At 46.1% G+C, this 20,361-nt stretch carries 20 protein-coding genes and 1 tRNA gene; 2 read left to right on the top strand and 19 right to left on the bottom strand.

The window, feature by feature from the left end; genetic code table 11:
- Window positions 1–26 precede the first annotated feature (26 nt).
- The 9 genes from A8806_RS16070 to A8806_RS16030 form a co-directional block, all read right to left on the bottom strand.
- Window positions 27–1,364, bottom strand: coding sequence for an acetyl-CoA carboxylase biotin carboxylase subunit (locus tag A8806_RS16070; RefSeq protein ID WP_109732228.1), 1,338 nt, complete (start codon window positions 1,362–1,364; stop codon window positions 27–29).
- A 15-nt stretch (window positions 1,365–1,379) separates the two neighbouring features.
- Window positions 1,380–1,811 carry a 3-hydroxyacyl-ACP dehydratase FabZ gene (gene fabZ, locus A8806_RS16065; RefSeq protein ID WP_109732227.1) on the bottom strand — a complete coding sequence of 144 codons (432 nt, stop codon included), beginning with the start codon at window positions 1,809–1,811 and terminating at the stop codon, window positions 1,380–1,382.
- 75 nt (window positions 1,812–1,886) lie between these two features.
- Window positions 1,887–2,387 (bottom strand): acetyl-CoA carboxylase biotin carboxyl carrier protein, encoded by a 501-nt coding sequence (accB, locus tag A8806_RS16060; protein ID WP_109732226.1) that lies wholly within the window; start codon window positions 2,385–2,387, stop codon window positions 1,887–1,889.
- A 27-nt stretch (window positions 2,388–2,414) separates the two neighbouring features.
- Window positions 2,415–3,650, bottom strand: coding sequence for a beta-ketoacyl-ACP synthase II (gene fabF, locus A8806_RS16055; protein ID WP_109732225.1), 1,236 nt, complete (start codon window positions 3,648–3,650; stop codon window positions 2,415–2,417).
- 12 nt (window positions 3,651–3,662) lie between these two features.
- Complete coding sequence (gene fabG / locus A8806_RS16050; protein WP_109732224.1) at window positions 3,663–4,403, bottom strand: 3-oxoacyl-[acyl-carrier-protein] reductase; 741 nt, start codon at window positions 4,401–4,403, stop codon at window positions 3,663–3,665.
- Window positions 4,397–5,317: an ACP S-malonyltransferase gene (fabD, locus tag A8806_RS16045; protein WP_109732223.1), complete on the bottom strand. Its 921-nt coding sequence runs from the start codon at window positions 5,315–5,317 to the stop codon at window positions 4,397–4,399. Before fabD ends, fabG begins: the two co-directional genes overlap by 7 nt.
- Window positions 5,310–6,299, bottom strand: coding sequence for an enoyl-[acyl-carrier-protein] reductase FabK (fabK, locus tag A8806_RS16040; protein WP_278321118.1), 990 nt, complete (start codon window positions 6,297–6,299; stop codon window positions 5,310–5,312). Before fabK ends, fabD begins: the two co-directional genes overlap by 8 nt.
- Window positions 6,292–6,516: an acyl carrier protein gene (locus tag A8806_RS16035; RefSeq protein WP_109732221.1), complete on the bottom strand. Its 225-nt coding sequence runs from the start codon at window positions 6,514–6,516 to the stop codon at window positions 6,292–6,294. Before A8806_RS16035 ends, fabK begins: the two co-directional genes overlap by 8 nt.
- A 78-nt stretch (window positions 6,517–6,594) precedes the next feature.
- The gene (locus tag A8806_RS16030) at window positions 6,595–7,557 is read right to left on the bottom strand and encodes a beta-ketoacyl-ACP synthase III (RefSeq protein ID WP_109732220.1); all 963 of its coding nucleotides are present in this window, start codon (window positions 7,555–7,557) and stop codon (window positions 6,595–6,597) included.
- A 208-nt stretch (window positions 7,558–7,765) separates the two neighbouring features.
- Between A8806_RS16030 and A8806_RS16025 the strand changes: the two genes are divergently transcribed.
- Window positions 7,766–7,849, top strand: a tRNA-Leu gene (locus A8806_RS16025).
- Window positions 7,850–8,175: 326 nt separating this feature from the next.
- Here the strand turns inward: A8806_RS16025 and A8806_RS16020 are convergent.
- From A8806_RS16020 to A8806_RS16010, 3 genes are all read right to left on the bottom strand, one after another.
- Window positions 8,176–9,000: a nitrilase-related carbon-nitrogen hydrolase gene (locus A8806_RS16020; RefSeq protein ID WP_109732219.1), complete on the bottom strand. Its 825-nt coding sequence runs from the start codon at window positions 8,998–9,000 to the stop codon at window positions 8,176–8,178.
- A gap of 34 nt (window positions 9,001–9,034) precedes the next feature.
- A complete protein-coding gene (locus A8806_RS16015) occupies window positions 9,035–10,324 on the bottom strand; it encodes a cytosine permease (RefSeq protein ID WP_109732218.1) in 1,290 nt (429 codons plus the stop codon).
- 184 nt (window positions 10,325–10,508) lie between these two features.
- A complete protein-coding gene (locus A8806_RS16010; RefSeq protein WP_109732217.1) occupies window positions 10,509–12,140 on the bottom strand; it encodes a PucR family transcriptional regulator in 1,632 nt (543 codons plus the stop codon).
- A gap of 280 nt (window positions 12,141–12,420) precedes the next feature.
- Between A8806_RS16010 and A8806_RS16005 the strand changes: the two genes are divergently transcribed.
- Window positions 12,421–13,431, top strand: a complete 1,011-nt coding sequence (locus tag A8806_RS16005) for a uroporphyrinogen decarboxylase family protein (RefSeq protein ID WP_109732216.1) — start codon at window positions 12,421–12,423, stop codon at window positions 13,429–13,431.
- A gap of 90 nt (window positions 13,432–13,521) precedes the next feature.
- On the opposite strand, the gene A8806_RS16000 is transcribed toward A8806_RS16005, so the two are convergent.
- From A8806_RS16000 to A8806_RS15970, 7 genes are all read right to left on the bottom strand, one after another.
- Window positions 13,522–14,253: a J domain-containing protein gene (locus A8806_RS16000; protein ID WP_109732215.1), complete on the bottom strand. Its 732-nt coding sequence runs from the start codon at window positions 14,251–14,253 to the stop codon at window positions 13,522–13,524.
- 19 nt (window positions 14,254–14,272) lie between these two features.
- Complete coding sequence (locus tag A8806_RS15995; RefSeq protein ID WP_109732214.1) at window positions 14,273–14,680, bottom strand: hypothetical protein; 408 nt, start codon at window positions 14,678–14,680, stop codon at window positions 14,273–14,275.
- A 122-nt stretch (window positions 14,681–14,802) separates the two neighbouring features.
- Window positions 14,803–15,711 (bottom strand): DUF4340 domain-containing protein, encoded by a 909-nt coding sequence (locus A8806_RS15990; RefSeq protein ID WP_109732213.1) that lies wholly within the window; start codon window positions 15,709–15,711, stop codon window positions 14,803–14,805.
- A 16-nt stretch (window positions 15,712–15,727) separates the two neighbouring features.
- On the bottom strand, window positions 15,728–17,197 hold the full coding sequence (locus tag A8806_RS15985) for a GldG family protein (protein ID WP_109732212.1): 1,470 nt from the start codon (window positions 17,195–17,197) through the stop codon (window positions 15,728–15,730).
- A 12-nt stretch (window positions 17,198–17,209) separates the two neighbouring features.
- Window positions 17,210–18,076, bottom strand: a complete 867-nt coding sequence (locus A8806_RS15980) for an ABC-2 transporter permease (RefSeq protein ID WP_109732211.1) — start codon at window positions 18,074–18,076, stop codon at window positions 17,210–17,212.
- Window positions 18,060–19,076, bottom strand: coding sequence for an ABC transporter ATP-binding protein (locus A8806_RS15975; RefSeq protein ID WP_109732210.1), 1,017 nt, complete (start codon window positions 19,074–19,076; stop codon window positions 18,060–18,062). The genes A8806_RS15980 and A8806_RS15975 overlap by 17 nt, the downstream gene beginning before the upstream one ends.
- Before the next feature lie 134 nt (window positions 19,077–19,210).
- Window positions 19,211–20,350 carry an SGNH/GDSL hydrolase family protein gene (locus tag A8806_RS15970; protein ID WP_242996137.1) on the bottom strand — a complete coding sequence of 380 codons (1,140 nt, stop codon included), beginning with the start codon at window positions 20,348–20,350 and terminating at the stop codon, window positions 19,211–19,213.
- Window positions 20,351–20,361: the final 11 nt, after the last annotated feature.

The following is a 20,361-nucleotide window of genomic DNA, read 5'->3' as shown; positions in this document are numbered from 1 at the left end:
TAATTCTGAAAATTTCCCTTTCATTATCATGACATTTTTTCTATAAATTCAATATCTATATCGCCTGACTCGAAATCTGGATGCTGAAGAATTTCATATTGATAATCTACATTCGTGTCAATTCCCTCAATTATAATCTCGCCGAGGGCACTGCGCATTTTCCGAATCGCTTCTTTTCTGTTTTTCGCATGCACGATCAGTTTTGCCAGCATGGAATCGTAGTAAGGGGTTACGGTATAGCCGCTGTAGATCGCGGAGTCGATACGCACACCTTTTCCTCCGGGCAGGTACATGTCTGTGATCGTACCGGGGGACGGGCGGAAGTTCTTCTTCGGATTTTCTGCGTTGATGCGGCACTCGATGGCATGGCCCGTGATGGTTACCTCATCCTGTGTATAACTCAGTTCTCTTCCATCGGCGATTTTTATCTGTTCTTTTATTAAGTCGATTCCGGTTACCCATTCTGTTACAGGGTGCTCAACCTGAATTCTTGTGTTCATCTCCATGAAATAGAAATTGCCGCTCTTTTCTAACAAAAATTCGATTGTTCCGGCGTTTGTGTAATTGGCCGCTTTCGCCGCTTTCACGGCTGCCTCCCCCATTTCCCTGCGCATTGCGTCTGACAATGCAATGGACGGGGACTCTTCTATCATTTTCTGGTGGTTCCTCTGAACGGAACAGTCACGCTCCCCCAGATGAATGACATTACCATGTTTGTCTGCCATGATCTGGAACTCGATATGCCTTGGGTGCTGCACGAAATGTTCAATGTACATCGTGTTGTCACCGAAAGCCATCTGGGTTTCTTTCTGTGCTGTGTTAAAACTGCTTTCAAACTCTTCAGGAGTCTCAGCCACGCGCATTCCTTTTCCGCCTCCGCCGAGGGCGGCCTTCACGATAACCGGGTAGCCGATTTCATCTGCTATGGCGGCACCTGTCTGGGCATCGTAGATTGGTTCTTTGCTGCCCGGTATTACCGGAACACCTGCGGCAACCATTGTATTTCTGGCTTCCTGCTTATTCCCCATCTTCCGGATCACTTCGGATGACGGCCCGATAAACGTGATGTTGCACTGCTCGCACAGTTCCGCGAATTTACTGTTCTCGGACAGAAAACCGAATCCCGGATGAATCGCATCTGCTCCAGATACAAGCGTCGCGCTGATGATTCGTTCCATACTCAGATAACTTTCCGTAGAAGGGGCAGGCCCGATGCAGATTGCCTCATCCGCCAGCTGGGTATGCAAAGCCTCTTTATCCGCCTCCGAATACACAGCTACCGTCTCGATCCCCATCTCCCTGCAGGCACGGATAATGCGCACGGCAATCTCTCCGCGGTTTGCAATTAATACCTTTTCAATCATAACCTGCACATCTCCTTATTTTCCAACCATGAAAGTCAGTTCTGCACTGACAACGACCTTGCCATCCACAGTCGCAACCGCCTCACCGACTCCGACAGGTCCCTTCTGCTTGATGATTTTCGTTTCCAGCCTGATCTTATCTCCCGGGTTCACCATGCCTTTAAACTTACACTTCTGTACGCCCCCGAAAAACGCGATTTTGCCGCGGTGTTCCTCCTGGCTCAGAATCGCGACTGCACCGACCTGCGCCAGCGCTTCCAACGTCAGCACTCCCGGCATAACAGGATGGTCCGGGAAATGTCCCTTGAAAAAATCCTCCCGGTAAGTCACACATTTATAACCAACGGCAAACTGCCCCGGCTCATAATCCTCGATATAGTCCACCAGTAAAAACGGATGTCTGTGAGGAATAATTTCCTGAATCTGCTTAATATCTAATCTATTCATGCAAAAACCTTCTTTCTTTATGTCAAGCCCAAACTGACATTTTCAAAGGGGTCTGACCCCTTTGCAGTTAATTGACTATTTTATAACAAACAATGGCTGTCCGTATTCTACTGTGTCCCCGTTTTGGACCAGTATTTCTGCTACTTTTCCAGAAAAATCACTTTCGATTTCGTTCATCAGTTTCATCGCCTCTACAATTGCAATGACCTGACCTTCTTTAACGCTGTCGCCGACGCTTATAAATGGCTCTGCCTCTTCTGAAGGCGCAGAATAAAATGTCCCTACCAGTGGAGATTTTACGACTTTACCGTCTGCTTTCTTTTCTGCCGGTGTATCTGAAGCTGATGCAGCTGCCACATATGCTGTCTCATCCGATGCCATCTCGGCCGTAACAGCCGGCTTTTGTGCTGCTGGTGATACGGGTGCCTGTGTATACGCCACTGCATCTGTAGCGGCATACTGGACTGCCGCTGCCTTCTTCAGAGAAAGCTTTACTCCGCCTTCTTCATATTTAAATTCCGCCAACGCGGATTTGGATACTGAATCCACTAACTGTAATATTTCTTCTATTTTCATGATATCCGCCTTTCGCGTTATTACCTGTTATTGATACTTCTTTACTAGCAGGGTTGCATTATGGCCGCCGAATCCAAGTGAATTGGTCAGTACATAATTGACATCCTTTTCAATCGGGGAGCCGAATGTGTAATTCAGATCACAATCTTTTTCTGCCTCGATGCTTCCTGCCGTCTTGTGAATGAAACCGTCCTGAATACTCTTCACGCAAACGATAAACTCGACACCGCCTGCTGCACCGAGCAGATGCCCGATCATAGATTTTGTGGAGTTGACCGCAACATCTTTCGCCGCATCCCCGAGCGCATATTTGATCGCCCTCGTCTCAAACAAATCGTTATGATGTGTGCTCGTTCCGTGTGCGTTGATATAGTCGATCTGCTCTGGAGCAACGCCTGCTTCCTTCATCGCAATCTTCATCGCCATACCGGCTCCTTCCCCGTCTTCCTGTGGGGATGTGATGTGGTATGCATCTCCTGTAGAACCGTAGCCTGCCAGCTCGGCGTAGATCTTTGCCCCTCTCTTCTTTGCATGCTCAAGTTCCTCAAGAACAACGATACCGGCTCCCTCTCCGAGCACAAACCCATTTCTGTCTTTGTCAAACGGAATGGATGCCCGCATCGGGTCCGTGGAAGTGGAAAGTGCGGTCAGTCCTGAAAATCCGGCCACGCCTGTCGGACAGATACAGCTTTCCGTACCGCCGGCAACCATGATATCCGCATCATCATACTGGATTGCACGGAACGCATCACCGATACAGTTTGTTCCGGAAGCACACGCAGTCACAACATTTGTACATTTCCCTTTTAAACCTAACTGAATCGAAACATTCCCTGCCGCCATGTTGGAAATCATCAGCGGCACCATCAGCGGATTGACCCTGCTCGGTCCTTTTTCCACAATCTTTGTATAATTCTGTTCTACAACCTGGAGGCTTCCGATACCGGAGCCGACAATTACGCCTGCGCGGTATGCGTCTTCCTTCGAAATGTCTATACCAGAATCTTCAAATGCTTCCTTTGCCGCAGCAACCGCGTACTGGGAAAAAGGCTCCATACGTTTTGCCGCCTTAAAATCCATTCGCTCTTTTGCCACAAAATCTTTCACCTCTGCAGCGATTTGCACTTTATATTCAGATGCATCAAATTTTGTAATTGGTCCGATTCCGACTTTTCCTTCACGAATCCCGCTCCAGAATTCTTCTACCGTATTACCGATCGGAGTCACTGCCCCCAGTCCGGTCACTACAACTCTTCTTTTCATACTAATCTCCTTTTACATTGCCATTCCGCCGTCTACACACAAGACCTGTCCTGTAATGTATCTTGCTTTTTCTGATGCCAGAAATGCCGCCGCCTCGGCGATGTCTTCCGGTTCCCCGAACGTTCCCAGCGGTATCTGCGCGACAGAGGCTTCTTTTACCTTCTCCGGCAGTACCTCTGTCATTTCCGTATGAATAAATCCCGGTGCAATGGCATTTACCGTAATCCCTCTGGATGCCAGTTCCCTTGCCGCCGATTTTGTCAGTCCGATCACTCCTGCTTTAGATGCACAGTAGTTTGCCTGCCCTGCATTTCCCAAAACACCGGATACGGATGAAAGATTAATAATGCGGCCGCTTCTCTGCTTCATCATCTGTCTGGAGGCAAAACGGATGCAGTTGAAAGTCCCCTTCAGATTCGTATCGATTACCGCATCAAAATCATCCTCTGACATCCTCATCAAAAGACCATCTCTTGTGATTCCTGCATTGTTAACCAGAATGTCAATTCTTCCAAACTTTGCAGTCACTTCTTTTATAAAATTCTCACAGGCCTGGAAATCGGATACATTACACTGCATCACTTCCGCTTTTCCGCCGTTTTTTTCAATCTCATTCTTAACTTCCTCTGCTCTGTCGGCAGAACCATTATAATTAATCACGACAGCCGCGCCTTCTTCTGCCAGCTTGAGGGCGACCGCTCTTCCGATGCCTCTCGATGCGCCTGTAACAATCGCTGTTTTTCCTTCTAACATAATTCGCTAACCACCTTGTCTACATCTTCCCATGTGCCTACATTGTATACTTTTACCGACTTATCAATCTTTCTCATGAACCCTGCAAGTGTCTTACCGGGCCCGACTTCCACAAATGTATCCACACCATCGGCAATCATGTTTTCGACACTCTGCTGCCAGCGTACAGAAGACGCCACCTGTTTTTCCAGCAGTTCTTTCGTACTGCCAATATCCTTTACATACTCTGCCGTAACATTCGTCACATAAGGGATATTCAGAGACTTCAGTTCAACACCCTCAAGCACCTTTCCGAGTTCTCTTCCCGCCTCTGAAAGGAATGGTGAGTGGAACGGCCCGCTCACATTCAGCGGAAGCACCCTCTTGGCCCCGGCTTCTTTCAAAGCCTCAGCCGCCTTTTCCACACTGTCCTTTAATCCTGTAATTACAATCTGTCCCGGACAGTTATAATTTGCAATCCCTGCTCCTTCAATGCCGCTTAACACCTTCTCAATCACATCTGCACCAAGTCCCAGAACAGCAGCCATTGAGCCTTCGCCTCCCGGCACTGCATTCTGCATGAGGATCCCGCGCTTTCTGACTGTAGTAACCGCATCCGCGGCGCTCATCCCGCCTGCTGCTACAATCGCACAGTACTCTCCCAGACTTAATCCCGCTGATACATCCGGTTTCAGCCCTCTTTCTTCCAGTACTGCCGCCATTGCAAGACACGTAGTAACTAATGCCGCCTGTGTATATTCTGTCTGGTCCAGCAGATCATTTTCTTCGAAACATAATTCTTTCATATCTATATTAAGCAGCTCAGATGCCATGTCAAAAATCTCTGCTGCCGTTTCACTATGTTCATAAAAATCTTTTCCCATCCCGGCTTTCTGTGCGCCCTGTCCGGGAAATATAAATGCAGTCTTACTCATAAAAACCTTTTCCTCCAATCAGGTCATCTGTCTCTTTTACCAGCTTCTGGATCAGCTCCTGGCAGGACATCTCTTCCTTAACCATACCGGCAATCTGGCCTGACATCACGCTCCCGTTTACCACGTCGCCATCCACAACAGCCTTCCTTAAACCGCCCAGTGTCAAAAGCTCCAGTTCCTCAAAAGATGCCCCTTCCTGCTCCTTCTGTAAGTACAGTTTCGTCATCTGGTTGCGCAGTGCGCGGACCGGATGCCCTGTCGTGCGCCCTGTCACTCTGGAATCAATGTCTCTCGCTTTCAGAATGCATTTCTTATAATTGTCATGAACAATAGATTCATTCGTAACCACAAAATGAGTTCCCATCTGTACGGCCTGTGCGCCCAGCATAAATGCTGCTGCGATTCCTCTGCCGTCCGCAATACCGCCTGCCGCGATAACCGGGATGCTCACCGCATCTACAACCTGTGGCACTAATACCATCGTTGTATTTTCACCAATGTGTCCGCCTGCCTCTGTCCCCTCTGCAACAAGGGCATCTGCACCGCAGCGTTCCATACGCTTTGCAAGTGCTACAGATGCAACGACAGGAATTACCTTTACTCCTGCTTCCTTCCACATCTTCATATATTTTTCAGGAGATCCGGCACCCGTTGTCACAACCTTAACGCCTTCCTCCACAATTACATTTGCCACCTCATCCGCATAAGGACTCATCAGCATAATATTTACGCCAAATGGCTTTTGGGTAAGCTTTTTCGCTTCCCTGATCTGTTCCCGTACCCAGTCAGCAGGCGCGCTCGCCGCACCAATCAGCCCAAGCCCGCCAGCTTCTGATACGGCGGCTGCAAGATGATATTCAGCAACCCATGCCATTCCACCCTGTATGATCGGATATTCGATTTCTAATATTTCGGTTACTTTTGTCTTCATACTAACAACCTTTCTTAATTTATGAACTACTTTATAAAATTTCTTATTTATGTGCTTCCAGATACTTGATTACATCGCCGATTGTTGCGATCTGCTCTAAGTCTTCAGACGGGATCTCTACGTCGAATTCTTCCTCGAAAGCCATGACTACTTCGAATAAGTCCAGAGAATCTGCTGCCAGATCATCTTTGAAGGAAGTCTCCTCTGTAAGTGTGCTGATTTCTGCCCCTAATGATTCTGCTACGATTTCTTTTACTCTTTCTAACATGATTTTAAATTCCTTTCTTACTTCCATTTTTCTTTTTATTTATATGTGTAATCCGGTCCATGCCGGGTATTACCAAAACTACCATTCAAGATAAGCCGCGCCCCACGACAGGCCTGCCCCGAAACCGGACATCACCAGCTTATCACCTCTTTTGAGCATCCCCTTCCGGTTCATTTCATCCAGAAGAATCGGAATGCTGGCGGAGGATGTATTTCCATACTCATCCATGTTCATAGGAAACTTGCTGATGTCTTCCTTCAGCCTCTTTGCGACTGATTCCACAATCCTTTTGTTTGCCTGGTGCAGTACAAAATAATTGATGTCGCCCACCGCGATACCAGTCCCTTCGAGGGTCTCCCGGATTACCTCCGGCACACACCTGACTGCGAATTTAAAAACCGCCTGGCCGTTCATCTTCATATAAGAATCCAGATCTTCCCCTTCTATGGGCCGGTTTTTTCTGTGCCTGCTCATACAGGTCAGGGCATCTCCCATACTCCCGTCCGAATGCGTTACCGGCCGGACAGCTTCGCCTTCTTCCGCTTTCAAAACCGCCGCCCCCGCGCCGTCACCGAATAAGATACAGGTCCCGCGGTCCTCCCAGTTTACGGTATTAGACAGGCTCTCCGCCCCGATGATCAATACGGTCCTGTAAACGCCTGAGGCTATGTATGCCTGGGCTGTATTATAGGCAAATAAAAAACCGGTGCAGGCTGCATTCAGGTCAAAACCGGTCGCATTTACCGCCCCCAGTTCTTTCTGCACCTCGCAGGCCGTGCTAGGCAGCAGAACTTCTGATGTAAATGTAGAAACCAGTATCAAATCCAGTTCCTCCGGATCAATGCCGCTGTTTTCCAAAGCCCGCTTCGATGCTTCTACGGACATGGATACGGTTGTCTCGTCTACTATAATATGTCTTCTTACGACGCCAGTCCGTTCACGGATCCATTCGTCGTTTGTATCTACAATCTTGGCCAAATCATTATTGTCCAGAAAATGAGCCGGCACGTATGAACCTGTTCCACATATCTTTCCTATCATAATCGTTCTCCGTGTTTAATTTCATTTCCAAATATTTTTATTTTAAAATACTTTGATTACCAAAGTATATCATAATAATTGTAAATGTCAAGAATAAAATATAAATGACACAATAAACTTAAAAAAACACTCCTTAAAAAAATTTAAAAAATTTGTAAAAAAGGGGTTTACAAATGAGGTGATTATATGCTATTATATCACTTGTCGAGCGGAAGTGGCGGAATGGCAGACGCGCTAGATTCAGGTTCTAGTGGGAGTTTATCCTGTGAGAGTTCAAGTCTCTTCTTCCGCATAATTGCTGTAATCCTTGTGATTACAGCTTTTTTGTTTTTCTGCGTGGCTGACACGTTTGCTGGATTAGCGGGCTGCTCCGTTGCTTACGGAAATATACATAAAATATGCGATATATTGTTGCACTTATTCAGATAATTATATGATAGAATATTTTTATGAGATTGGAACTAATCTCCTCGCCAACAAAATTAGTTCCTTTCCCACCACAAGCCCTGAGTCCAGTACTGGATAACGGGCTATTTTTTATAGAATAGCACATGGTTATAATAATACATCAAAAAATCCCCGCCGCTGCTTTTGCCATGCAGGGCGGGGATTTTTCCTCTAATACAATTCCGAAATAATTTCATATGTTTCAGGGCGGCGGTCTCTCAGATATACGACTTCGTTTTCCCGATAGTATGCCACTTCATCGAGGTCTACCGTACAGGTCAGCAGTGCCTCCTCATTTACAGGTGCCTCAGCCAGCAGCTTCCCTCTGGGGTTGTAGATTTTATTATTCCCAAACATCTCACACTTGCCTTCAGTGCCTACCCTGTTAATTCCTGCAACGAAACAGCCATTTTCCAGTGACCGGGAAGCAAAGTAGATATCCCACATGTCTTTGTCCCAGATCGGAAAGGCACTAGGACATAAGATGAGCTCGGCACCTTTTAATGTCAGAATTCTGGAGACTTCCGGAAATCCTCCATCGTAGCAGATCATCATTCCGACTTTTCCAAACTCGGTCTGGAAGACCGGATATTCACTGCCTGACCTGAACCAAAAGCGCTCTCCCGCCCAGAGATGTGTCTTATTATAGGTTCCCATCAGGCTTCCATCTTTCCCTACCATAATAAGTCCATTATACAGTACTCCCGGCATGGTGCTTTTTAAGACAATTGGGGCGGCAATATACATACCGTATTCTTTCGCCCTCTTACTTAATATCTGAAATGTTTCGCCATCCGGCTCCTCTGCAAGCTCCAGATATTTCCCCTGAATCAGGTCAGGGCTGTAGCCTGTTGTGCACATCTCGGGGAAACAGATTATATCCGTATGCTTCTCAGAAGCCTCTTTTAAAAATTCCAGCATCCTTGCTATATTTTTTTCTTTATCCATTAAAACACAGTCCATCTGCACTAACCCAACGGTTACTTTTCTGCCCATATTCTTCTACCTCACTTCAACTGTTTTCTATAAACTATTTGTTCTTCTCTATCAATTTAGTCCAGATAAAATGGACGAGGAATGCTGCCAGCATACCGTCAATACTCGGCACGGTTGTCAGCCGGACGGCAGTATACGTGGTAATAAATGATATAGCAGATCCTACTACCCATGCCACACATGCCGGTGTTTCGATGTTTTTCACTTCCCCTGCCAATTCCTCCTTGTATCTGGCCTTATGGAAGAAGTAATAGTCAGATGCAAGTACACCGCCCATCGGTGGAATTAATACTCCAAGGTAATTCAGAAAACCTGTTATATTCTGTGCAATTCCCGTCAATGCGAGCAGAATTCCAATTACACCTGAGATTATGGTGATCTGATATTTTTTCAGTTTCTTGAATACAACGGCAAATCCCAGAGCCGCGCAGTAAAGATTATTATCGTTGGAAGTCCACTGTGCCAGCATTAATACCAGAAGAGCGGCAAATCCCCAGCCCAGCCTCAGCATAATTTCAATAATATCAGAAGTTCCTGTCACCTGTGCCATAAGGCAGCCTACAACAAGCATAACCGGAACAACAATAGCGAAGGCAAAGATTGCCGCAAGTATTGTATCTTTCGCTGACTTCGCATATCTGGATACATCGGGTGCTACAACTGCCCCTACAATAAATGAAGCGATTGCGCTGGATATCCCATAACCTACGGTAATCGCCTGCCCTGCTGCCTGAAACTCTACAATTTCTCCCATTGAATATCCCTGCATCACCTTTATAACGGATGCCACCAGAAGGATAATCAGAAGCGGAACTGCAATCTTACTTAGCAAATCCAGACTCTTATACCCGAATGTAGAAGTCAGAATCATCAAAATGCCTCCTACAATAACACATAAGAAGGTAGGAAGCAAAACCCCAGTTGCCATCTTTACCGTTGTGCTAACCGTCTCACCAAACAGCCCCAGTTGAACACCAAACCAGCCGTAGGAGCCAAATGCCTGAATTAATGCAATAATCACAATAGCCGCTTTTCCAAAAGTAAATGAACTGATCATTGCTGTAGAAAGATGGGTGTGTGCCCCTATCACACCGCAGACCCCCGTAACAATCGCAAGTACAATTCCTCCAATAAATGCAGCGGCAACCGCCTGTTTAAAGCTCAGCCCGTTTCCAAGTGCACCACCAATTACAATCATTCCCAGGTTGATGCCTACTCCTGCCCAGATCAGCCCCATAGACAACCAATTATAAGTCCTTTCCTCCGGTACAGACGATGTTGCATAATCATTCAGTACATTTGTCTTCTCCTTCTCATTTCCCATTATGCCCTCTCCTTTCTCACTCCTGATAAAGACCTGCCTGTTCAGAAAAAGCTGCACCCAAAAATCAGTACAGCTTCTTTGCTCTTTATCACATTTAGTTTACAAATAAAATATAACATACAGGACGTCTTCATGCATCATTCGTCCTGCACAAATATCTCTTCCAGGGTTGGGCATACTGCACCTAAAAAACAAACCTTCTAATTTTAAAAGCTATCGTAAGCTTCAATATCACCTCATGATCATTCAAATTAAATCCGGTAATCTCTTCTATCTGGCTGAGGCGGTAAAGCAGTGTATTCCTGTGGAGAAACAGTGCATCTGCCGTTTCCTTGCGTGCACCGGCCTTTTCTGTCAGCATCTCAAGTGTTTCCATGAGCCTGCTCTCATGGCCTCTGTCGTACTCCTCCAATGGTTTTAACAGGCTGCTACTGAAATTCCGGAAATACTCCTGTCTGCCCATCTCTAAAAATACAGATTCAAGCGCCAGATCATCTATGAAGAAAACAGACCGACCTGACCGTTCTTTTTTTCCGATCTCGACCGCTGTTTTTCCTTCCTCATGTGCTTCGCCAAAACGGCTGAATTGTTCTATCATGTTTGAGGCTCCGGTTGTCATGGTGAGCATAAACTTCTTTTTCAGCCTTATGCATATTTCACCGATCAGGTCGATAATCTGAAACTTATCTGCACTCTGCGGAAACAGACAGTAGAAACGGTCACTGAGATTCGTAACAAAGAATACGTGAAACTTTTTCTTAATTACAGACTTGTATTCCTCTAAGATATCATCCTTAATATTCTGGATCTCCTGCTCACTTTTCCCCTCTGCAAAGCTCTCAAAATCATCGATATCAGATATTGTCATACGGCACGGGAGCACCGCCCACCCGTGGCCCCTGGCCCTCTTTTGTGCCTCATCCTCCGATAAAGTGTTCTCATTGATCAGGTCCAGAAAGAAGCCTGTGTCCTGATGAAACTCTCTTTCCTCAGCAAGTCCTTTTCCAGAGAATTCCAAAGCGGCATAAACGGAAGCCTGCCTGACTGCGATCTGCATCATCTCTGTCAACTGTCCTGACCTTCCCATTACATACATATATCCCCGGCATTTGCCTTTTACATTAATCATACAGGCCATCATCTCGCCGCCATCCTCCAGACGGACCAGACTGCCGCCCTGACAAAATTGGGGGTCTTTCAGAAAGTCCTTCAGGAATACACCGCCTGTCCCATTATCCTCGATCCACCCGGACATGCTCCCCTGTGATGCCTGATAAGAACTGATTACTTCAAAATTCCGGTATGTAATCAGGACATCACACTGGATCAGGCTGCCAAGCATACTGCAGATAGAATCAAAGCTTCCGCCTTCGATCTGCAGATTCAGAAAACGCTCATTCATCTGTTCCGTAAATTCAAGCTTCATATTCTGTTCATCCACGATCTGTTTCATCAAAGGATGGATGATATCTATAAAAGGGAGTTCCGGCGGAATTACGATAATCGGAATTTCCAGTCTGTCTGCCAATTCTGTGATACTGGGCGGGATATTGCCAATAAATCTTGTCTTCAGGGCAATCCCCGATGAGCCGGCATCATACAGCCCCTGAATAATTCCCAACAGGGCACCTTCGTCGTCTTTGACCGCATATCCGGTCGTAATCAATAATTCATCCTTTTTCAGCCAGGGCAGGATGTTCGGCACTTCCATCTCGTCGATACAGGAGATCGGCCGGTCCAGACCCGCTTCCCCGGCAATCAGACTGCAGCCATTAAACGCTTTTGATCTAAGTGCCTCCCTTACAGTAACAGTCATTTACTCACCCCTTTACATTTCATCGGTTTTTCATCTATTCAAAACCATGAACAGCTATCCTCTTCCTTACTATTTAACATGGTACGACACACATCTTCAAAAGTCAAACAATGGTATTCAAAAATATCCAATAATAAATGAAAGTATAAGGGCGAACAGGGTATGGAACAATCTAACAAAAGTATAAAAATTTCAAAAAACAGAATATTTTTACTAAAAATCAATAGTTAAACTCGTTATACTTATTTTATCAAGAACAAAGTTTCCCAGGAGGTAATATATGAAGATGAATATGAAACAATGGATCGCGGATACGATTAATAACCCTGTTAAGAAGGCAATGCCAGTGTTGTCATTCCCGGCAATTCAGAAGATGGGGATCACAGTAAAGGATCTGATTTCCAGCAGTGACCTTCAGGCACGCGGTATGCAGATTGTTGCAGAAAGTACAGATGCATCCGCTTCTGTAAGCCTTATGGATCTGTCTGTCGAAGCTGAATGCTTCGGCTCCACAATCCGTGTATCAGATGAGGAAGTTCCGACTGTTATCGGAAGTGTTGTCAATACAGAAGAAGAGGCCGATGCGCTCGAAATCCCTGAAATCGGTGCAGGACGAACATCCACTTATATAGAAGCAATTGAAAAAGCCGCAAAGTTAATTGAAGACCGCCCCATTCTCGCTGGAGCGATCGGACCATTCTCGCTTGCAGGAAGGTTAATGGATGTATCCGAGGCTATGATCTATTGTTATGAAGAGCCGGATATGGTACATACTGTGCTTGAAAAAGTCACAAAATTCATCATTAATTACTGCCGTGAATACAAAAAAGCCGGAGCAAACGGTATTGTCCTCGCAGAGCCTCTGGCAGGACTGCTCTCCCCGTCACTCGCTGAAGAATTCTCTGCTGACTACGTAAAACAGATCGTAGATGCTGTTCAGGATGATGAATTCATTATCGTTTACCACAACTGCGGAAATTGCACAATCCAACAGATCGACTCTATCATCGCAACAGGCTGCCCGCTCCTTCATTTCGGAAATGCGATCGACATGGCTGAGATGATGCCGCACATTCCCGCACACATCATAGCTGCAGGAAATGTAGACCCGGCCGGCCAGTTCAGAAACGGAACAACAGAATCTATCAAAGCTGCTACAAAGGAGATCATGGACAAATGCTGTAAGTATCCAAACTTCGTCATCTCCTCCGGCTGTGATATCCCCCCGCTTTCTAAGTGGGAGAATATCAATGCATTCTTCGAAGCGGTAGATGAATTCTACGCCGGATAACATTCAGACAGTCTGCAGGTATAAGCAGAAGGCGGTAACCGAAGCTCCCACTCCGTTTACCGCCTTCCTCTATTTATCATCATACTATTACTACATATATCTGCCGAATCCGCCTCCATAACCGCCTCCGTTACAGCACAGTCCGCCTCCGCCACAGCAGAGATTACACACAAGGTTAGCGATACACAGCTTCATACAGAAGCTGCTGCCTCCCATGACCGGATAGCCATAGGCGCTCTGCCTCTGCTGATACCATCCCCCGGTTCCCTGAAGACGATTTAAAAGCATCTGGTACTGCATATTGTCCGGATCAAGCCTTACCGCTTCCTTGGCATGTTCCTGCGCCGTCACATTATTCCCCATTCCGGAATTAGCCGAAGCGCTGTAAAAATACCAGAGGGCGCTGTGCTCCTTGATACCATCCAGAACATTGAGTGCTTCTTTGTAATGGCCGCTTTGTATGTAATTTGCCGCGGCTCTCAAGTGAATGTCTGATTCACTGTCCCCGGTCTGGCTGCCATAGGAACGGTTCCCTCCGAAGCCGCCAAAGCCACCGAATCCTCCAAAACCACCGAAGTCACCATAACCGCCCTGTGAACTGCCAAAACCACCCTGGCCGCCTGAATATCCTCTCTCCCGTTCATCCATAATCTGCTGATAGGCCTGCTGCACTTCTTTAAACTTCGCCTCCGCTTCATCCTTCAGCGGATTGTCGATATTCGCATCGGGATGGTACTTTCTGCTCAGCGTCCTGTACGCTTTCTTTATCTCGTCATCGGAAGCATCCTGTGACACTCCCAGCACTCTGTATGGATCATTCATTGTTCCCTTATACCCTCACTTAACTTTTCTTTATGAATGTATTGCTGCATTTTGGGCAGCGCACTTCAATCTTTCCTTTTCCTCTCGGGATCCTGATCTTCTGTCCGCAGCCCGGGCATTTATATATATGGTATGCCTTTCTCTGTTTAAACATATTCTTCTGTCTCTGGAAAAAGCAGCGGATCTTGTATGTCCTGGCCATAAACGACTGGTTCTCTGCATACCGTTTCGTCACATTCTTAGAAAACATTCTGAAATAGCAGTAAATAATCAGGACCCATCCCAATACATAGCAGATTGTTCCGACCGTCTTTCCCGCGAAAAAGGATGAGAGCAGCACGACAACCAAACCTAAAACGAGCAGAAATTTTGAAAATGTATCTACTCCGTACCGACCCTGCATAAACCGTACCAGTTTTTCTTTCATTCTATACCAACCTCACTTTTTTTCTTGCCCGCAGTTTTCTGCGGGCTGTATGACTACATGAAAGACATTTTCCTCTGTTTTTCGCGGATTGTCAAGAAAACTCTTATTAAATAACTATAAATTTATTCTTCATTCAAAATATTTTTACATATTTCTTCCGATATCAGATAGACAATTCTGGAATCATTCATCATCACGTATCTGTTTCCGCTGTCGTCCGTCCCGCCGATATAGAGGGTAAGTGTCTTTTCCTTATCATCTGACGTGTAAACTGCCTCTACCGTTGTTCTGCTGCCTTCATCCAGGCCGAATCCTGCAAGGTCTTTATCCTCTACAGAATAGTCAGCCGCCTTACTAAGCGTGACTGCACCGAGTCCGCCTGCAACCGCGGCGATATTTTGGGCATCATCGTCATTCTCTGAATCATAAGTCGTTGTCTGACCGCCCTGTGTGATCACTTCCTTCTTCAGGTTGCCGCTTCCGATGTTTGGATAAGTATCCAGCTGTGCCATATCTTCCAGCGAATACTGGAGGTCTGATATGGTAGTACTGCTTACCGTGTAAACCTTTCCCTCATCACCCACGGTGACATAATAGTCATCTCCTGCCGCATTTCCATAATACAGTGTTGTCTCGCCGCCTTCCCCATCTGTCAGGGATACCGTATAAACTGGTTCCGTCAGGCCGTAATCCTCGAGGGAATCGCCATCCTTCAGTTCACGCTCTGCCTTAAGTTTTTTGAACGTATCTGCCATCTGCTCCGGGTATGACTGTGCCAGCGGAAAGTCTTTATCAGCAGTAACATACCATGTGCCGTCTTCCTTGGTGAATTCCATGTCACCGCTGCCAATATTATATTTTATGTCTGTTATTGTATCTATATCCGTAATATAAATGTTTTCTGCCTCTTCTTTTGCCTGTTCCTTTTTGTCCTGGCTTTTATTCCATGACTGGAGAATGAAATATGCCGCCACGAGCACCACAAGAACAGCAAACAGCAGAATCATAGACTTCTTCTTTTTCTGTCCCATCTTATCCTCCTTATGCCTATGCCTTCCTTCTTCTATACCATACCGTGAATCCTGAAATAAGGATCAAAAGCGGGATTCCAAATATCACCAGAAGACTGAACAGTCCTGCATGCTGTACCGTATTGTATTCGGTTCCCAGACTCTTTGCTTCAATTGAAATATTCTGGACACCGTCAAAATTGCTGCTCACCGCATTCATAAACAATGTTGTATTCTCGAGCTGGGTAAAGGTATCCGTTATCTGCGAGTCAATCAGACTGCCCGCTGAAATCACTGTAAGCCTGCCCGTCTTCTGTTCTTCCTGCTCTGCATCGTCTGACTCGCCGTCATTTTCACTGGTATCCGCATCTGTCTTTCCTGCGGAATCCCCGCTGATTGTCTCCTCGGCCACTGCCCCGAGCGTATAAGCCCCCTGCTTCTGAGCTTCTTCTGTTACTGCATAAGCATTCTCAGATGTCGTCATAAACGGACTTGTCGTTATGGTGTCTCTCGCCGGATCTACCAGATTCATGCCGTGGGCGTTCGTCAAAAGGACCATCTGTGAGGTAATTCCCTTTGCCATATCCCCTGATACAGAGAGTTCTGGAAAGATATAATAGTAATTGCCCTGATAACATCTGGACGGGTCTGCGATATAACCGTCTTCTGTTTCCATACCATATTCTTTCATGACAGAAGCAATGTTCGGCAGGTCTGCAGAACTGGTTTCTCCTAACAGTATCATCACCTTGCCGCCTTTGGCCAGATAATCTTCAACCGCAGTCTTCTCATCCTCTGTCAGGTCTTTGGATGGTGCATACATCAGAAGAAGGTCACACTCTTCCGGTATAGAAGTATCCATCACGAGATTTAGTTCATTCACTTTATAGTTGTTTTTCGTCATCAGTTCCGAAACAGAACTGGATAAAGTAGCCTCTCCATGTCCGGTAGTCCTGTAGATGTTCTTATTCGAATCGCTGACTACATAATTCACGGCACTGGTCAGCTGGCCCTCACCATCGAATTCGGATTCCGTTGCATTCCCGGTATAATAATAGGAAGAAGTATCCATCACGATGATGTCACTGAATGATACGGTTGTACTTTTCCCTGTATCATCACATGCCACTACAATCGTATTGGCAGAAGTATCGTACTCCGACAAGGCTGACGGGTGAAGTACCGGGTCAATCCATTCCACTTTTATATTTTTCGATAAAGAACTGTATTTACTCAAAAACGTCTTGATCCTGTCATCCGCGCCCGCTTTTTCCGCCAGCACCGTGAAGGTCACCTTCTGGTCTAAATTCTTTAAGAGCTCTTTACTTGTATCTGTAATGTCGTAAATCTTCGTACTGCTGACATCAATGTTTTTATATTTTTCCGGTATCTGTCCGAAAATCAAATTGGCAACTACAACGATCGCAATGACAATCACTGTCAGTCCTACACTGTATGTTCCATTCTTAGTCCCTGTTGTTTTAAATATACTTTTTATTTTCTGCACGCTCCAGCCCTCCTAACTCCACCGTCTTTTCTGAATGGCCTGCACTGTCAGGAAGATAAATACTGCAATAACAGACAGATACAGTACAATGCCGCTGACATCTACAATGCTTTTTGACGTAATATCCGTGAAAATATTTGCAAGTGCAAGATTTCCCAGAACCTTCGTCAAAATGTTTTCAAACAGGCTGGATTTTAAAATATAAGTTACAATTAAGGCTGCCGCGCCAATCAGCCCGATGCCTCCACTTAATACCCAGTTTCCTGTCATCTGCTGGATATAAGCCGCCACAATTAGAAGCAGGATGATCAGTCCGATCACTCCGCTGATTGCTGATCCCGGCATGAATGACAGGATCCCGTCCCACAGATATAATACAAGAAGGACGCCAAACGTTGTAATAAAAGCAATGATCTGGCTCTCTGTCAGCGAGGACAGGAACATACCGATCGCGATGTACACACAGCCAAGCAGGAAGAAGACGCCGATAGAAATATAGTCAACTTTGAGATAGGCTGTTCCCTGAAGCTTAATGATTAAAGGGAATATGCAGAAAATAATGTTGGGTACTGCAAGCACAGACACCATTGCCAGATATTTTCCAAGCACGACCCTGCCCAGTCCGACCGGAGCCGTCAGCAGCAGCTGGTCGGTCTTATTCTTACGTTCTTCTGAAAAACTTTTCATCGTAATCAGTGGTATCCCTACAAGAAATACGATCAGTGAACCTGACAATGTATAGGAAAAGTACGGATACCCCGCATTCAGGTTATAGGCCATGAAGTAGATCCCGGTAAAAGCTACCAGAAATGCAACAAATACACATCCAATCATGGACTGGAAATAAGACTTAAGTTCTCTTTTATAAATCGCCAGCATCTGTCTCATCCTCCTTTTCGTCCTCACTGAGCATATCTTCCACATCCCCGGTTATCTCTGGTACAGCACTCTCTCCCTGTGTCAGTTCGAGGAATATCTCTTCCAGACTTGCACGGTTCGTCTTAAGCATGGTCAGCGGGCACCCGGCCCCTGCAAATGCAAAGAATATCTTTTCACGGATATCCTGATGCTGCTTTGTTTCAATCACTGCCGTTGTTGTACCGTCCGCATGTTCCTCCGTCTTTACAGTTGAAATCTCAGTGACCGGCCGGAGTATCTCCCTTATCTTAGAAGGCGCCGCCTTCGCCTCGATCTCCACAGATTCGGAGCCGTCCATCAGGTGCTCCAGATTTTCGGGTGTATCACTTGCCACAAGCTTCCCTTTCGCAATGATCATGATATAATCGCAAACTTCTCTTACTTCGGCCAGAATATGGGAGCTCAGTATAACGGTGTGCTTCTTGGCCAGATTGCGGATCAACTCCCGAATCTCGATGATCTGTTTCGGGTCAAGACCAACCGTCGGCTCATCCAAAATGATAATATCCGGGAATCCGAGCACAGCCTGTGCCAGACCGACACGCTGCCTGTAGCCTTTTGACAGGTTACGGATCAGACGCTCCCTGACGTCCATCAGTTTCGCAAGCTTTAATACTTCTTCCACGGAAGACTCCCGTTTATTATTCGGTATTTTCTTAAGTTCTGCCGCAAAGTCCAGATATTCCTGCACGGTCATCTCTGTGTACAGAGGAGGCATCTCAGGAAGATAGCCGATATGCTTCTTCGCCTCTTCCGGTTCCTTTAAGATATCATGGCCGTTGATGAGGACTTCACCTTCTGTCGCCCCGAGATAACCGGTCATAATATTCATAGTCGTAGATTTTCCTGCGCCGTTCGGACCCAAAAAGCCATAGATCTTACCTTTTTCAATCTTGAAAGTCAGGTGATCTATGGCCAGATGATTTCCATATTTTTTCACTAAATTCTTTACTTCTATCAAGTCCTTACCTCCCTGTGTTTTTGTATAGGAAATAAGTTATCAGAATTTTGTGAAGGTTTTGTGTTATAAATGTGATATAGTTTTGTAGATTCTTTGTTCTCCCAAAGAGAAAGGTTAAGCATCAAAACTGACACTTAACCTTTCTTTTTCCGGTTCATGAGATAAAGAAGGCATATACCGGACGCTGCCAGTATGACTCCGGCCGCGATCCCGAGCCAGTCTGCCCTCCTGCTGTGTTCCTGCTGTCCTGACTGTTTGTCCGTCAGGTTTTTCTCATTTTCCGTTTTTTCTGCCTGATTCTCCTGCATCTGTTTTACATTTTCCGATTCAGCATCCGGGGCTGCTGCATTCTCCCTGTTCTCGGCCTGTCCGCCCGTTTTGTCCTGTGCTTCCCCCTTTACCGCACCGCCGTCCACCGACTGTGAATCCTCTTCCAGAACATCCTCCCGGCTGTCCGGGTCTTCAACCAGTTTATAAACCATCCCCGCGATCAGTTCCTGTCCTTCCTGGCTCGGATGAAGTCCGTCCCCCTGAACAAACGCCACAATACTGGAATTGAAGAGGTCCACCACCTGATATCCATAATCCGAAGCCCGCTTTTCTATGATGCTGTTCATATTTCCGATAATATTTTCCACTACTTTGTTCAGAGTCCCCGGCAGTTCCATGTTATAGACAGGATTATAAATATTCGTTACGATAACCTGGGCATTCTTCTTCTTCTGCTGGCTGACCGTCTCCATTGCTTTCATCCACTCGGTCTCGAAACTCCCGTAATCCCAGTTACTCAGTGCATCGACGATTTTCAGGATTGTAAGAGGATTCTTTTTAACACCTTCCTGCAGTTCGCTGAGTGCCTGGTTCGCGCTTCTGAACTTTGTATTTGAATTCAGTATCTGCTGTGATACATGTTTAAACTCGTTGAGCAGGTCATTGGAGCCCATTGTTATCAGGACGATATCTGACTTATTCAAATTTCTCTTGACCGTATCCCTCGACAGAACCTTTTCGTTCAGCCCCGCGGTGTCCAGACCATTTTTCGCATAATTCTGATAATCAAAATAGGCCTCATTTTCTTCCGCCAGCTGTTCTGTTACGATACGGCCGTAACATTTGATTTTATTTACCTTATCCGAAGAGTAGCCCTTTGCAATGCTGTCTCCTAAAACGGTACAGGTAATAACCTCATTCCAGGCCCTGACCGGCATCACCTGCTGCACCAGCAAGGCTGCCGCCAGTATAAGGCCGGCGGCCATTCTCAGGTATTTCTTCATATGCCCACTTC

Origin of the sequence: Faecalicatena orotica (genome assembly GCF_003149245.1) — a bacterium.
Taxonomy (GTDB): Bacteria; Bacillota; Clostridia; order Lachnospirales; family Lachnospiraceae; genus Faecalicatena_A; species Faecalicatena_A orotica.
Note: the sequence above shows the minus strand (reverse complement) of the source record. Positions and strands in the feature narration are given on the sequence as shown.